This is a genomic window from Bacillus sp. KICET-3 (assembly GCF_033261025.1).
Classification (GTDB): Bacteria; Bacillota; Bacilli; order Bacillales; family Bacillaceae; genus Bacillus; species Bacillus sonorensis.
In genome coordinates, this window is record NZ_CP137345.1 from 1,538,793 (window position 1) to 1,553,285 (window position 14,493).

Below are 14,493 nucleotides of genomic sequence, written 5' to 3' on the forward strand. Positions count from 1 at the left end.
TAAATGTTTGAAACAAATGAAGGAAGATCGAACGGTTTGTAGAATAATTGAAGGATAGGTTTTGAAGAAGGAGTGTAACAAATGGCGGAAACTCTTGATTTGAAAGAATCTTTACATCTGCAAAACCAGCTGAAAAAACTGAAGAAAGAAAACGAAAAGTTAAAGGCGGATTTGTATCAGTATGAACTGATGTTCAACGGAACGCTTGATGCTATTTTTATTTTGGATCAACAGATGAACATTGTTCAGGCGAACGATGCCGCCTGCAACATCCTGCAAAGCAAAAAAAAGAATGTGCTGAACCGGTCGGCGCTCGATTTTTTGCATGCTGTTCCGCCTGAAGAATTACATCAAAACGTGCACCGCTTTTTAGAGCGGGGATATGCAAAAAAAGAAGCCGCGATCAGACTGGATAACGGCTCAGTCAAATATATTGAATTTACGGCGAACAAAGGAATTAAGGAAGATTGCTTTTTTGTCGTGATGAGGGATATTTCATCCAAAAAAATATTGGAACGGGAACGCAGCATTAATGAAAAGCTTTTTAAAGACTTGTTTCACAGGGCGGTTGAGGGCATCGTCATTTTTGATAAACAGGGCCGCTTTATTGATGCCAACCAGTCGTTTTGCCAAAGCTTCGAAATTGAAAAAGACGAGCTGTCAAAATTAAAGCTGGCGCAGTTCGTTTCCGCCGAAAACGCCGGCAAGCTCGACAGTATTTGGAGCGCTCTTTTCAGAAGGGGTAAAGCGAAAGGTGAATTACCTGTGAGGCTGAGGTCGGGAACATACAGGCTGTTTGATCTGACGATTACATCTAACATTTTAAACGGCTTTTATATGTCGATCATGAGGGATATCACAGAAAAACGCTCAATGGAAAAACAGCTGTTTAAAAGCGAGGAGCGGTTTCGGGAAGTATTTGAAAATGCGATGGATGCCATCATTATTATGAACAATGACGGCCGGATCGTAAAAGCGAATCAATCCGCCTGCAAAATCTTTGAACTGCCGATGGATGAGCTCCTGCATAAAAAAATGTGGGATTTTATTGATAAAACCGATAAGCGGTACCTTTCCATTCAAGAGCAGTACAATGAAAAAGGGGAAATCAGAGCTGAACTGTTGTTCCGCATGGCAAACGGGCAATATAAAGAGCTTGAGTTCACATCAAAGCGCATTATGTTCGACAGCCAGGATTTAACCATCTTGAGAAATGTCAGCGACAGGAAGCAGATGGAAAAAGAACTGCGGGAAAGCGAGCTGAAATTCAGGAAAGTGTTCGACGGCTCAATGGACGGGATCGTTCTCTTCAACAACCAATACGAGATTATAGATGCGAACCCGCTGGCCGGAAAGATTTTCAGCCTGCCCCTTGAACGGTTAAAAACCGCCAATCTTCTTGACGTCATCTCCGGCTATCAGATAGAAAACGCGGCCTCCCCGGCAAAAACCATTTCCTTTGAGGAAATGGACAATGACATACCATTTCTATTAACCGATCAAAAACGAATCTTGGAATTTTCATTTAAGAGAAATATTATCCAAAACATGAATCTGGCGATGTTCAGGGATGTGACGGAACGGAAGGAGCTGGAAGAACGGCTGCGTAAATCTGATACGCTCCATGTCGTCGGCGAGCTTGCGGCGGGGATCGCCCATGAAATCCGCAATCCGATGACGGCATTAAAAGGGTTTATCCAGCTGTTAAAGGGCAGCATTCAAGAGGGGGATCACTCACTTTATTTTAATGTGATCACATCTGAGCTTAAACGGATTGAATCGATTATTACGGAGTTTCTCATCCTTGCGAAGCCGCAGGCGATCATGTATGAGAAAAAGGATGTCGTGAGAATCATGCAGGACACCATGGATCTTCTGCATGCACAGGCAAACCTTGACAATGTGCAGATGCATCTCAATTGCGAGGGGCAAATTCCGCTGATTTATTGTGAACCCAATCAGCTCAAGCAGGTCTTCATCAATATTTTGAAAAATGCAATCGAAGTCATGCCTGACGGGGGCAATGTCTATGTGACCATCAAACCGAAAGATGACGATCATATCATCGTATCGCTCACCGATGAAGGAATCGGTATGACAGAGGATAAATTAAAGCGGCTGGGGGAGCCTTTTTATACGACAAAGGAGCGGGGCACTGGACTTGGGCTGATGGTCAGCTATAAAATTATTGAAGAACACAACGGAAAAATAGAGGTTGAGAGTGAAGAGGGGAAAGGCACGACATTCCACCTGACTCTCCCGATCCGGCAGCAGCATGAGGAGGAGGCTTTATAGCATCATGGGTTTTTACATTGAAATGACTACGCCTTTTGGACAGGCATACCTTGTGGAGCAAACTGAACATATCACACATTTGCTTTTTGAAAAAGAAGAATTGGACGGCATGATCAAAAAGGATCAAGAGCTGAAGCAGAAGAAAACGGCGTTGCTGCAAAAGGCAAAACAGCAGCTGGAAGAATATTTCAGAGGAGAGCGCACAACGTTCACGCTACCCATGCATCAGGAAGGGACGGATTTTCAGAAAAAAGTGTGGAAGGCGCTGCAAACCATTCCTTACGGGGAATCACGCAGCTATTCCGACATTGCCCGGGAAATCGGCCAGCCAAAAGCAGTCCGCGCGATCGGCCAGGCGAACAAGAAAAACGCGCTTCCGATTTTCATTCCGTGCCACCGTGTCATCGGAAAAAATAAAACACTGACCGGCTATGCCGGAAATGAAATCGATAAAAAAGCGATTCTGCTTGAAATCGAAAAAATTCCTTATAAAGGAAAATAATGAAAACATGCTGTTTCTTTTTTTCTCTTGCGACATATAATTTTATTAAGTTAAAAATGTTGGCCTCGGTGAAAAGGAGGACGAATAGATGAAAACAAACCGCCCGCAAAAAATTGCAGGCTACGCTGAATTATTCGTCAAGCTGCATGTCCTGACAAAAGAACAGAAACAAGACATTATCCAATCGATGAAAAACCGCTAAAGCCTTTTTTAATAAAGGGCCTTAGCGGGAGCATCCGGGCGGGGCACGGAAAAGAGCGCGGCGATTTCCGCTTCAAACCTGTCGGTGATAATCCCCTTTTCTGTTATAATTCCTGATATTAAATGATGGGGAGTGACATCAAAGGCCGGATTGAATACAGGCACCTCTTTCGGCGCAATTTGCGCACCTGCGATTTGTCTGACTTCATCCGGATCGCGTTCTTCAATCGGAATGGCGTCACCTGTTGAAATCGATGGATCAAAGGTTGAAAGGGGAGCGGCGATGAAGAATGGAATTTGAAAGGCTTTCGCTAAAATCGCTAAACCATAGGTTCCGATTTTGTTCGCTGTGTCACCGTTTCTGGCGATCCGGTCGGCTCCGACGATGACCGCTGAAATATTTTTTTCTTTCATCGTGTGTGCGGCCATGCTGTCGGTGATGAGCGTGACGTCGATTCCGCCCTGCATCAGCTCCCACGCTGTTAATCTCGCGCCCTGAAGAACGGGGCGTGTTTCACATGCGTATATATGGAGATGAAGGTCTTTCGTTTTCGCCAGATAAAAAGGAGCAAGCGCCGTTCCGTATCTGCTTGTCGCGATCGAACCCGCATTGCAGATCGTCATGATGTTATCGCCTGATTTAAACAGCTGCAGCGCATTTTGTCCGATTTGCCGGCATGTTTCTTCATCTTCAATCTGGATCTGAATCGCTTCATGAACGAGATCGGTCTTTGCTTCATTAACCGATTTCGCCCCTTCCGCGCTTTTCACAAGCCGTTCAAGCGCCCATGATAAATTGACAGCCGTCGGTCTTGCCCCATTCAATTCATCCTTGATTTGTCTGACTTTGCTCAGGAATTCGGAAACATCCGCCGTATCGATGCTTTGGGCGCAGAGAGCCAGACCGAACGCGGCAGTGATTCCGATGGCCGGAGCCCCGCGGACTTTTAAGGTTTTGATCGCATCATAGATGTCCTCCTTTGTTGTTAAATGGAGATATTCCGTCTTCCCGGGCAGCTTTTGCTGATTTAAGATTTTAATGGATGTTTCTTCCCACTCTACAGAACGGGGGACAGCAAATTGCTCTGACATGTCATTCACTCCTCAAGCTAGTTCTTTAAACGTATTAATGATGTCCTGCGGCGACCGGAAATCCGCGCGTTTTTTAATCAGCCTTGAGCCGATGGCAAGGGCGAGTTTCTTTTGGCTGATCCGCCGGGCAAATGGAACGATTGTATCAAGATCCGCCACATGTGAAAGCCCGATGGTCCGGCGGATCATTTCACACCCGGCAAAGCCCGCGGCGTCTTCGAACGCTTTTTTCAGCGTTTCTTCAAGGCTTCCGTGCGTGTTTCGGTACGCGCTCCGGGCATCCTTTTTCCACGCATCGCTGAAAGTCCTGCTGAATGTGTCCCATACAGTTTCAACATGGGTGTATAGCGGGGCGCGTTCTGCGTCTTCCCGGGCCAGCGCATTTAAAAGCAGGTTGGCGATAAACTGTCCGATATCAAAACCGATCGGTCCGAAAAACGCAAATTCAGGGTCGATGACCTTTGTTTCCTTTTCTCCTGCAAAAATGCTGCCTGTGTGTAAATCACCGTGAATAAGCGTTTCCGCAGACGTCAAAAACCGGTTTTTCAATTTCGCAGCCTCGCGTTTTAATTCATCATCAGCCCATATGGTCTCAGCTTCATCACGAAGCTCCTCTTCAAAGTCATTTGTCTCATGGTCAAAGAAAGGATCTGTGAACACGAGATTTTCCGTGATGTCGCATAAATCAGGGTTCTCAAACTGTTTGACCAGCCGCTCTTTGATATGCGGATCAAGGGCATAATCGGAAGAATAAAACAATGTATTCCCGAGGAATTCCCCGATATCCCGCGATAAATTCGGATAATCGTTGCCCGCGATCAATCCTTTTCTGGCGATTTCCAAGTGTGAAAGATCCTCCAGGACGGTCACGGCGAGTTCCGTGTCTGAATAATAAACCCGCGGTACGAGATGCGGGACGTGTTCAGCCTGCCTGATCAGCGCGCTGCTTTCAATCCTTGCTCTGTCCAGCGACAGCGGCCAGCTTTCACCGACAACTTTTGCATAAGGGACAGCCTGTTTAATGATCAATCCTTTCTGTTGCTCTTTATCATAAACATGGAAGACAAGATTCAAGTTTCCGTCTCCGATTTCCCGGCAGGTCAGCGTGCTTTTGCTCGAAAAGAGTCCCAGGCGCACGGCGAGTGCAGCCGCCGAGCTTTCTGTCAATGTTTCGTATACAGCGGTTTTCGTTACAGTCATATTTGATTCCCCCTAAAGTCGTTTGCAAAAAATAAAAAGCCTCTTTCTCTGTGAGAGAAAGAGGCTAATTCGTCGTGTCCGCCTCTCTTATCTCTCAGAATGCAATCTGATGGAATTAGCACCGTGCCCTAGCGGCGCAAACATGTTCGCGCCCCATTTCACAATGGTATTACGGTCGGTTGCTGTTGGGATCATAAGGCCAGTCCTTCACCCAACTCTCGATAAGAGAAATCAATATAAAATTTTAAAATTTCAGTCAGTCAGTTGCTGAAAATGTTACCAGCAACGATGTTTATTTGTCAACACTTTTTAATATAAATCTTTGCGAATGTCTTCGAATACCGGAATATGGCCCCTGGCTTTTTTGATGTCATCAAGGTCAATTTCGGCTCTGATCACCGTTTCTCCATGCCCGGCTTCGGCGAGGATATGTCCGAGCGGATCAATGATCATGCTGTGGCCCGCAAATTCGTTTTCCGGGTTATGCCCCGAGCAATTGCAGGCGGCGACAAAACATTGATTTTCGATCGCTCTGGCCGTTAATAGAGTCCGCCAATGATCGAGGCGCGGATGCGGCCATTCAGCTGATACAAATACGATGCCGGCTCCTTTTGACGTGTGTTTCCTGATCCATTCAGGAAAACGGATGTCATAGCAGATAAAACCCGCTGCTTTGACGCCTTCAAGCTCAAAGCAGCCTCCGCCCGATCCCGGAGCTAAATAAAGATGCTCATCCATCAGCTGAAAAAGGTGAGCTTTGCTGTATTCTTTTACAAGTCTTCCGTTTTTGTCGGCGATGTACATCGTATTGTATACGCCGCTTTTTCTCTTGACGGCGACTGAGCCGCCCACAATGTGGACATTGTTCGCTTTCGCCGTTTGCCGGAGCCATTCTTTGGTCTGCTCTCCTTCATCGTCTCCGATTGCATCAAGGTTTTTTAGATCATAGCCAGTCGTCCAAAGCTCGGGAAGAATCAAAATATCCGCGTGCCGGCTTTCACTTTCGACCAGCCGGCTTGCTTTTTTAAAATTTTCTGAAGGGTTTCCGTATGATATATCGAATTGCAGGCAGGAAATCGTCCACTTCACTTTGAGCCACCTCATTTTTTGCTTTACATTTTATCTTTAACAATATATGATGATGGACTATCATTTCAAGAATTTTTCAAAGCGGGTGAAAAAAATGAAATTTGAGCTTTCTGATCTATTGAAACAGCTTCCCGAGCAATTTTTTGCTTCTTTGGTCAAAAAGGTGAACGAAAAGATAGCCGCCGGCCATGATGTGATCAATCTCGGTCAGGGAAATCCCGATCAGCCGACACCGGGACACATTGTTGACGCGATGACAGAAGCGGTCCGGAATCCCGAAAATCATAAATATTCCTCTTTTCGGGGGAGCCGTTCGCTGAAACAGGCGGCCGCTGAATTTTATAAAAGGGAATACGGCGTCTTGCTTGACCCTGATAAAGAAATCGCCGTATTGTTCGGAGGGAAGGCGGGGCTTGTAGAGCTGCCGCAATGCCTCTTGAATCCCGGCGATACGGTGCTTGTTCCCGACCCGGGCTATCCGGATTATTGGTCAGGCGTCAGACTGGCAAAAGCGAACATGGAAACGATGCCGCTGTTGGAGAAAAACGGCTATTTGCCGGATTACAGCCAAATTCCAGTACACATAAAGGAAAAAGCGAAGCTCATGTATCTGAACTATCCGAACAACCCGACGGGAGCCCAGGCGACGCCGGCGTTTTTTGCGGAAACGGTCAGCCTCGCGAAAACGCACGGGATCTGTGTTGTTCATGATTTTGCCTATGGGGCGATCGGCTATGACGGGCAAAAGCCGGTGAGTTTTCTTGAAACTGATGGAGCAAAAGAAGCCGGCATCGAAATCTATACGCTCTCCAAAACATATAATATGGCGGGCTGGAGAGTCGGATTCGCCGCTGGAAATGCTTCGGTGATTGAAGCGCTGAACCTATACCAGGATCATATGTATGTCAGCCTCTTTAAAGCAGTCCAGGACGCCGCGGCGGTCGCGCTTCTTTCAGATCAAAGCTGTGTCAAGGAACAAAATGAACGCTATGAAAAAAGACGCAACGTTTGGATGAAAGCCGTCCGCGCCATCGGTTGGGAAGCGCAGGCCCCAGAGGGCTCATTTTTTGCATGGATGCCTGTTCCGGAAGGCTTTACATCTGAAGGGTTTTCCGATTTTCTCTTGGAAAAAGCGCATGTCGTCATGGCGCCCGGCAAAGGATTCGGAGCATTTGGCGAAGGATATGTGAGAGTCGGTCTATTGACAAGCGAAGAACGTCTGCGGGAAGCTGCCGACCGGATCGCCGAGCTGAATATTTTCAAAAAGTCGGAAGTCTCTCATTGACAACCGCGGAAAACGGTGGGATAATTCAAAATAATTTATAAAAAACAATATTCTTATCAAGAGCAGGTGGAGGGACGAGCCCGATGAAGCCCGGCAACCGACTTATAAAAGCACGGTGCTAATTCTTGCAGCTGCCGCTGAGAGATAAGGATTCGACACGCAGAAACGAAACCTCTTTAAGCGAATGCAGCGCAAAAAGAGGTTTTTTATATGCACGAAACAAGGAAGGAGCTAAAGAATGAGCGAACTTTTGGCAACATATGTCCTGACGGATCCCGGCAGCGATCCGGAAAAAAAGGCCGAACAAATTGCATTAGGCCTTACTGTGGGGTCCTGGACGGATTTGCCGCAATTAAAAAAAGAGCAACTAAAAAGGCACAAGGGGCGGGTCGTCCGGATTGAGGAAATCGAAGGCGATCAAGGAGAGCATCAGGCAAAAGTCACCATCGCCTATCCGGAACTCAATTTTACGGACGATATCCCGGCCGTCCTTACGACCGTTTTCGGAAAGCTGTCCCTTGACGGAAAAGTCAAACTGACGGACCTCGAATTTTCCGAGGCCTTTAAACGATCATTGCCGGGGCCGAGATTCGGCGTCTACGGGATCCGCAAAAAAATCGGCGAATTTGAAAGACCGCTTCTGATGAGCATTTTCAAGGGCGTCATCGGCCGGAGCATGGAGGAGTTAAAAGAGCAGCTAAGGCAGCAGGCGCTTGGCGGGGTGGACTTGATCAAGGATGATGAAATTTTATTTGAAACAGGCAGTGCACCGTTTGAAAAGCGGATTACAGAAGGGAGAAAGGTTCTTCAGGAGACCTATGAAGAAACCGGCCATAAAACGCTTTACGCCGTCAACCTGACGGGAAGGACGATGGAGCTGAAAACAAAAGCGAAAAAAGCCGCTGAGCTTGGCGCCGATGTCCTGCTGTTTAATGTGTTTGCCTACGGGCTTGATGTGCTGCAAAGCCTCGCGGAGGATGATGACATTCCGCTGCCGATTATGGCGCATCCGGCGGTAAGCGGCGCATTTACGTCATCACCGTATTACGGCTTTTCCCACCGGCTGCTGCTTGGAAAGCTGAACCGCTATGCGGGCGCCGATTTCAGCCTGTTTCCTTCCCCGTACGGAAGCGTCGCCCTTCCAAAACGCGAAGCACTCGCCATTCATGAAGAATGCACGAAAGAAGATGTCTTTCAGCCGACCTTTGCCGTGCCGTCGGCCGGCATTCATCCCGGAATGGTCCCGCTGCTGATGAAGGATTTTGGGATTGATCATATCATAAACGCCGGAGGCGGCATCCACGGCCATCCGAACGGAGCAATAGGAGGAGGCAGGGCATTTAGAGCGGCGATTGAAGCGGTACTGGAGGCTGAACCTGCCGAAGAGAAGGCAAAGCGCTCTCCCGATTTAAGGCTTGCCCTTGAGAAATGGGGAAAAGTTGAGGCATCTGTATGAGAAAGCCGCTGATCATTTGCGATTTTGACGGGACGATTACGAAAAATGACAACATCATCAGCATCATGAAAACATTTGCTCCGGAAGAATGGCATGCCTTAAAAGATGCGGTCCTTTCAAAAGACCTGTCGATCAGGGAGGGTGTCGGCAGCATGTTCAAGCTGCTCTCCAGCGGCTTGAGGGAAGACATTACGGCATATATCCTCAAACAGGCGGAAATCCGCGCGGGCTTCCAAGAATTTGTTTCATTTCTGTCCGGGTGCGGACTTCCTTTTTACGTCGTCAGCGGCGGCATGGACTTTTTCGTATATCCGCTGCTTGAAGGAATCGTGGAGAAAGAGCGGATTTACTGCAACCAGGCTGATTTTTTTGGCGACAGCATATCGGTCAAATGGCCGTATCCGTGCGACGATCAATGCCAAAATGAATGCGGCTGCTGCAAGCCGTCGATCATCCGCAAGCTTCAGGGTCCAGATGATTTTATCGTGATGATCGGGGATTCCGTTACAGATGTGGAGGCGGCAAAGCGCGCTGATTTATGCATCGCGCGGGATTATTTGCTGAAGGAATGTGAAGACCTGCAATTGCGCCATGCCGCATTTGAAGATTTCTACGATGTGAAGCGGGCGCTTCTCGGCGTCAAGGAGGTGGAGGAATGGATGCAGGAAAAAAGCGCTGGCAGGAGCTGGCCGAAGTGAAAAGAGAGCTTGCGGCGAGAGACTGGTTTCCGGCGACGAGCGGCAATCTGTCCATCAAAGTGTCAGATGATCCGCTTCGCTTTTTCGTGACGGCGAGCGGAAAAGATAAACGAAAAGAAACCGATGAGGATTTTCTCCTGGTAGATGAAGAAGGCATGCCGGCGGAAAGCGGTCATACCCTGAAGCCGTCGGCAGAAACGCTTCTTCATACGTATGTTTACAAAAAAACAAATGCCGGCTGCTGTCTTCACGTCCATACGATTGACAACAACGTGATATCTGAGCTTTATGGACAAGAGAAGCAGGTCAGCTTTAGAGGCCAGGAAATCATAAAAGCGCTCGGATACTGGGAGGAAAATGCCGAGGTCACCGTCCCGATTATTGAAAACACCGCCCATATCCCGGATTTGGCGGCAGATTTTGCCGCACATCTGACAAAAGATTCAGGCGCTGTCCTGATCCGCAGCCACGGCATTACCGTCTGGGGACGCACGGCATTTGAAGCGAAACGCATGCTGGAGGCTTATGAATTTTTATTCAGCTGGCATTTAAAATTAAAATCATATCAAACGCAATATGCGTAAAGAGTGCACTAAAGGGGGAGAAAAGCATGGCAACGATCCGCATCCATGATGAAGAAAACACAACAATCGAAAACCAGGAAGAGGTAGAACAATTTTTGAAGCAGCAGGAAGTCATTTATGAAAAATGGGATATCGAAAAGCTGCCTGCTGGGCTAAGAGAAAAATATGATTTGACCGACGAAGAAAAACAGAAGATTTTAGACGTGTTCGCAGCGGAAATTTCAGATATTTCAGAGCGCCGCGGCTATCAGGCACAGGATGTCATCTCGCTTTCGGATCAACATCCGAATCTGGATGAGCTGCTGAAAAACTTTAAACAGGAACATCACCATACAGATGATGAGGTCAGGTTCATCGTCAGCGGCCATGGAATTTTTGCGATTGAAGGAAAGGACGGCGCGTTTTTCGATGTTCTTTTAAATCCCGGCGATTTGATTTCCGTACCGGAAAACACACGCCACTATTTTACGCTTCAGGAGGACCGGAAAGTCGTCGCCGTCAGAATTTTCGTCACCACTGAGGGATGGGTGCCGATTTATGAAAAAGACGAGCTGAAGCAATCATAAAAAAAGCGCTTCCGGCATAGCCTTGCCGGGGCGCTTTTTTTACTTGTTTTTTTCATACAATGCTTTAATATTGGCTTCGTGAAAGGACAGGTGCGGCTTTTCTTTTTGATAGTAAGCGAGCCTGTCCAGCACAGAGCCGGTGTGGAGCTCGAATTTATGGCCGTCAGGGTCGGTAAAGTAAATCGAATCTTTATCGCCTTTATGGCGTTTTCTTCCTTTTAGCACGTTTACCCCAAGGGCGGTTAATTTCTTTTCCCACTCAGGCACATCCTCCTGTTTGATCGAAAAGGCGATATGCGTGTAGGAGTCATGAATCTCCGTCCGCGGAATATTTTTTTCCTCGTTCAAGGCAAGCCAGATGCCGTTTAGATCAAAATATGCTGTTTTTTCGGCTTTTACAAGCCATTTGGCGCCAAACACCTTCTCATAGAATGCGATAGAAGCCTCGAGGTCTGAGACGGAAAACAGCAGGTGGTTCAGGCCGTGAATCATTCTATCTTCCATTGTCCCATCCCTCCAATGCTTCAAAATCAGCCAGCTCTTTAACGATTTGTCTAAATAAAAAAGCGAGAACGGCCGCGTCATCAATCCATCCCGGCCCTATAAGAACATCGGGAATCAGGTCAACAGGGGAAAGGATATAAACGAGAGCCGCAGCAGCAAGTAAAATCGTTTTTTTCGGAAAAAGGGGGTAATCGCCTTTTCGCCAGGCTCTAAAGGCTCTGAAAAACAGCGGGATACCTGTTATAGCTTCTTTGGCTGCAAAAAGCGCCTTTAGCCTTTTCAACACCATAAAAAAGACCTCCTGTATATCATAAGCGTTTATCTTTTTTGATCAGCGGGTAATACAACTTTAATCCAACAAATCTATTATACTCGATTTCAAAACTTTTTTTCAAAAAATAGGTTTACAAAATAAGTATAATCTGTAATAATGCTCAAGTACGCAAATCTGCAAGGTTTTCGAAGTTTACTGGCGATAAGGGGTGAAGCGTATGCATGAATATTCACAAGAAGAATTGCTTTTTTCCATCAACGAAAAGCGGCAAATGATGGTTGAAGCTGCTGAGCTTTATGGGTATACAGGGGATGAGACGATAAAGCGCAGCCAGGAGCTGGACCAATTAATCTATCAATATCAAAAAATGACAATGGATGAACATCATTCATCAGACAAGCCATTGCATGATCTCTTAGATGTGCTTGTCATTGAAAAGTGTACGGCATAATGAGAAAAGAGCTGCCGTTGAACGGAAGGACAGCTCTTTTGAGGGACCGGAAAGTATGATGCTTAATCTTGCTGCTCATTTGAAATCGGCAGCGTGATGGTTACGGTTGTTCCTTTATGCCGTTCACTGTCAATCTGAATCGTTCCTCCGTACATTGAGATGATACGTTTGCACACAACAAGACCGAGTCCGGTTCCTTTTTCTTTTGAGGTGACAAAAGGCTGAAAAATCTTTTCTATCATTTCTTTAGGAATTCCTTCTCCGTTATCCTTCACCACAATTTCCGCCGCCTTTTCATCATGTTCAATGTTAATCAACAGCTTTCCACCGTTTTTCATCGATTCCAGCGAATTTTTAGCGACATTTAATACGACTTGCTTGATGTGGTCCTTTTTGCAAAATACGTATGCAGGATTTTCCGCCTGGTCTTGAAATGATACTTCGACATTGTATAAATTGGCTTCAGAATGAATAATCGGCATGATTTCATCGATCATTTCACTCATTGAATTCAGTTTCCATTGTTCCGCCGTCGGTTTTCCAAGCACAAGGAATTCGCTGACAATCTGGTTGATCCGCTTGATTTCCTGATCGATGACAGAAAAGTACATTTGATCTTCTTCAGATTTATATTTTTTTTGAAGAAGCTGGATGAATCCGCTGATCCCTGTCAGCGGATTTCTGATTTCATGTGCGGTGCTGGCCGCAAGCGTGCCGATCAGTTCAAGCTTCTGCGCTTCATTTTGGGCGCGCTCCTGCTTGGTGCGCCGTTTTAGCAGTACATATTGAAGCAATACAAACAAGATGTTAAGCAAAATAAAAATGCTTAAGAAGGAAAGCAGGAGACCGTGAACGAGTTCATCAAGCTGAACCGGCTCAGGATATACTTCAAGTTTCCAGTCGATCTGGTCCAAAAAAGCATCTACCGTCTCCTCCGTTTCTTTTTCAGGGGGCGTATGTCCCGCCGTAAAGACGATTTGGTCTTTCTGATTGAGTATTTTGATAGAAAGCTCTGGGCTTAACACATTCATGATATTTTTCAAATAATCGATGCGGATGGAAGCAAGCAAAAAGTTTGTCGCATGCCCTTCAGGACTGAAGACAGGGGTTAATATGCTCAGCTCCCGATTATTCATCATGTTGTCGGTGTCATCTGTGATGACAGATTTCTTTGAGCTTTCCGCTTTTTGCAGAATGCTTTTGTATGGAAGCGGCTGTTTCTCTTTAGCCGGCAGTGTGCTGACCATGACTTCGCCGTTTTTGTTGAGCAGGTACAGAGCCGAAAAGCGCGGCTCCTTTTTATAGGTTTCCGTCAGGATGTGTTTGATATGTTTATCATTGACAGGATGATTAAGGGCCGTCGCCATCGCGCTCAGCCGCGCCTCTGTTTCGCCGATCAGATAATTGATCTGGTTGCGGTGGATATTCAGCATAAGCGTCGCCGTCTGCCGATGCTTCTCAGTAATATTTTCCCGTTCTTGTTCGTATACAAAAAAGCTGATAATGAAAGCCGGGACCATCACAAGGATCAAATAAAGCCTCATTTTCTTCCATATATTTTTCAAATTGCTCATTTTTTCACTCTCTCCCAATCAATACAGGAATAGAGGTATTATATCACTAGTAGGGGCTGATTTATAGAAAAGATAACCAATACCTTGAAAATAGGACACAATACCGTGGAAGGTCCGGAAATATCGATTTGGTTCTTAGGGCCTATTATCAAATGAGGGAATGTAATGTTAACAGTTGACATTTTCCTCATAGTTTATTAATGTTTTCCTGTAGTTGTTTCTTTGGAGATGAGAGATATGAGTAACAGAGAACAGGAACAGTCATTAAAATTATTTATCGTACTATCAAGAGCATACAGATCAATTAATGATCATATGAATAAACATATTCATAATCATGGTCTGAATCCAACCGAATTCGCCGTTTTAGAGCTTCTCTATCACAAGGGAGACCAGCCTCTTCAGCAAATAGGGGACAAAATTCTTCTGGCGAGCGGAAGCATTACATATGTGGTTGACAAGCTTGAGCAGAAAGAACTGATCATCAGACGAGCCTGCACAACCGATCGCCGGGTCACCTATGCCCAAATTACGGACAAAGGAGTCAAGCTCTTGGAGCAGATCTTCCCCGGCCACGCGCAGGAGATTCATCAAATGATCAGCGTTTTAAGCGGCGAGGAGAAAGAAGCCTGCATCGACATGCTGAAAAGAGTGGGCTTAAATGCAAAAAACTTTTATAAGAACAAGGACAAAGAATAAGGAAGCGGCTAATCGCCGCTTCC

Annotated in this window: 16 protein-coding genes and 2 riboswitches; of the genes, 10 read left to right on the forward strand and 6 right to left on the reverse strand. The window is 46.3% G+C overall.

What is annotated here, in order from left to right:
* Window positions 1–81 precede the first annotated feature (81 nt).
* From R5H20_RS07755 to R5H20_RS07765, 3 genes are all read left to right on the forward strand, one after another.
* The gene (locus R5H20_RS07755) at window positions 82–2,295 is read left to right on the forward strand and encodes a PAS domain-containing sensor histidine kinase (protein ID WP_006638463.1); all 2,214 of its coding nucleotides are present in this window, start codon (window positions 82–84) and stop codon (window positions 2,293–2,295) included.
* Between the two features lie 4 nt (window positions 2,296–2,299).
* On the forward strand, window positions 2,300–2,797 hold the full coding sequence (locus R5H20_RS07760) for a methylated-DNA--[protein]-cysteine S-methyltransferase (protein ID WP_006638462.1): 498 nt from the start codon (window positions 2,300–2,302) through the stop codon (window positions 2,795–2,797).
* Window positions 2,798–2,885: 88 nt separating this feature from the next.
* Window positions 2,886–2,999, forward strand: coding sequence for a hypothetical protein (locus R5H20_RS07765; protein WP_006638461.1), 114 nt, complete (start codon window positions 2,886–2,888; stop codon window positions 2,997–2,999).
* Between the two features lie 8 nt (window positions 3,000–3,007).
* Here the strand turns inward: R5H20_RS07765 and mtnA are convergent, their stop codons facing one another.
* From mtnA to R5H20_RS07780, 3 genes are all read right to left on the reverse strand, one after another.
* The gene (gene mtnA, locus R5H20_RS07770) at window positions 3,008–4,090 is read right to left on the reverse strand and encodes an S-methyl-5-thioribose-1-phosphate isomerase (RefSeq protein ID WP_006638460.1); all 1,083 of its coding nucleotides are present in this window, start codon (window positions 4,088–4,090) and stop codon (window positions 3,008–3,010) included.
* A gap of 12 nt (window positions 4,091–4,102) precedes the next feature.
* A complete protein-coding gene (mtnK, locus tag R5H20_RS07775) occupies window positions 4,103–5,290 on the reverse strand; it encodes an S-methyl-5-thioribose kinase (protein ID WP_006638459.1) in 1,188 nt (395 codons plus the stop codon).
* Between the two features lie 84 nt (window positions 5,291–5,374).
* A riboswitch (SAM riboswitch) is annotated at window positions 5,375–5,518 on the reverse strand.
* Between the two features lie 81 nt (window positions 5,519–5,599).
* Window positions 5,600–6,379 carry a carbon-nitrogen family hydrolase gene (locus R5H20_RS07780; protein ID WP_006638458.1) on the reverse strand — a complete coding sequence of 260 codons (780 nt, stop codon included), beginning with the start codon at window positions 6,377–6,379 and terminating at the stop codon, window positions 5,600–5,602.
* 94 nt (window positions 6,380–6,473) lie between these two features.
* Here R5H20_RS07780 and R5H20_RS07785 point away from each other — a divergent pair, with 94 nt between their 5' ends.
* The 5 genes from R5H20_RS07785 (at window position 6,474) to R5H20_RS07805 (ending at window position 10,968) form a co-directional block, all read left to right on the forward strand.
* On the forward strand, window positions 6,474–7,664 hold the full coding sequence (locus R5H20_RS07785; protein ID WP_006638457.1) for a pyridoxal phosphate-dependent aminotransferase: 1,191 nt from the start codon (window positions 6,474–6,476) through the stop codon (window positions 7,662–7,664).
* Window positions 7,665–7,714: 50 nt separating this feature from the next.
* Window positions 7,715–7,815, forward strand: a riboswitch (SAM riboswitch).
* Window positions 7,816–7,902: 87 nt separating this feature from the next.
* Window positions 7,903–9,120, forward strand: coding sequence for a 2,3-diketo-5-methylthiopentyl-1-phosphate enolase (mtnW, locus tag R5H20_RS07790; RefSeq protein ID WP_006638456.1), 1,218 nt, complete (start codon window positions 7,903–7,905; stop codon window positions 9,118–9,120).
* The gene (gene mtnX / locus R5H20_RS07795) at window positions 9,111–9,818 is read left to right on the forward strand and encodes a 2-hydroxy-3-keto-5-methylthiopentenyl-1-phosphate phosphatase (RefSeq protein ID WP_100244890.1); all 708 of its coding nucleotides are present in this window, start codon (window positions 9,111–9,113) and stop codon (window positions 9,816–9,818) included. Before mtnW ends, mtnX begins: the two co-directional genes overlap by 10 nt.
* On the forward strand, window positions 9,776–10,402 hold the full coding sequence (locus R5H20_RS07800; RefSeq protein WP_006638454.1) for a methylthioribulose 1-phosphate dehydratase: 627 nt from the start codon (window positions 9,776–9,778) through the stop codon (window positions 10,400–10,402). Before mtnX ends, R5H20_RS07800 begins: the two co-directional genes overlap by 43 nt.
* Window positions 10,403–10,428: 26 nt before the next feature.
* On the forward strand, window positions 10,429–10,968 hold the full coding sequence (locus R5H20_RS07805; protein WP_006638453.1) for a 1,2-dihydroxy-3-keto-5-methylthiopentene dioxygenase: 540 nt from the start codon (window positions 10,429–10,431) through the stop codon (window positions 10,966–10,968).
* A gap of 39 nt (window positions 10,969–11,007) precedes the next feature.
* On the opposite strand, the gene fosB is transcribed toward R5H20_RS07805, so the two are convergent.
* Window positions 11,008–11,460: a metallothiol transferase FosB gene (gene fosB / locus R5H20_RS07810; RefSeq protein ID WP_373870170.1), complete on the reverse strand. Its 453-nt coding sequence runs from the start codon at window positions 11,458–11,460 to the stop codon at window positions 11,008–11,010.
* A 1-nt stretch (window position 11,461) separates the two neighbouring features.
* Window positions 11,462–11,761: a YkvA family protein gene (locus R5H20_RS07815; RefSeq protein WP_006638451.1), complete on the reverse strand. Its 300-nt coding sequence runs from the start codon at window positions 11,759–11,761 to the stop codon at window positions 11,462–11,464.
* A gap of 202 nt (window positions 11,762–11,963) precedes the next feature.
* Between R5H20_RS07815 and R5H20_RS07820 the strand changes: the two genes are divergently transcribed.
* Window positions 11,964–12,197 carry an aspartyl-phosphate phosphatase Spo0E family protein gene (locus R5H20_RS07820; RefSeq protein ID WP_006638450.1) on the forward strand — a complete coding sequence of 78 codons (234 nt, stop codon included), beginning with the start codon at window positions 11,964–11,966 and terminating at the stop codon, window positions 12,195–12,197.
* A 62-nt stretch (window positions 12,198–12,259) separates the two neighbouring features.
* On the opposite strand, the gene R5H20_RS07825 is transcribed toward R5H20_RS07820, so the two are convergent.
* The gene (locus R5H20_RS07825) at window positions 12,260–13,771 is read right to left on the reverse strand and encodes a sporulation kinase KinD (protein WP_006638449.1); all 1,512 of its coding nucleotides are present in this window, start codon (window positions 13,769–13,771) and stop codon (window positions 12,260–12,262) included.
* Between the two features lie 237 nt (window positions 13,772–14,008).
* On the opposite strand from R5H20_RS07825, the gene R5H20_RS07830 reads away from it, so the two are divergent.
* Window positions 14,009–14,470 carry a MarR family transcriptional regulator MhqR gene (locus R5H20_RS07830; protein WP_006638448.1) on the forward strand — a complete coding sequence of 154 codons (462 nt, stop codon included), beginning with the start codon at window positions 14,009–14,011 and terminating at the stop codon, window positions 14,468–14,470.
* Window positions 14,471–14,493 lie beyond the last annotated feature (23 nt).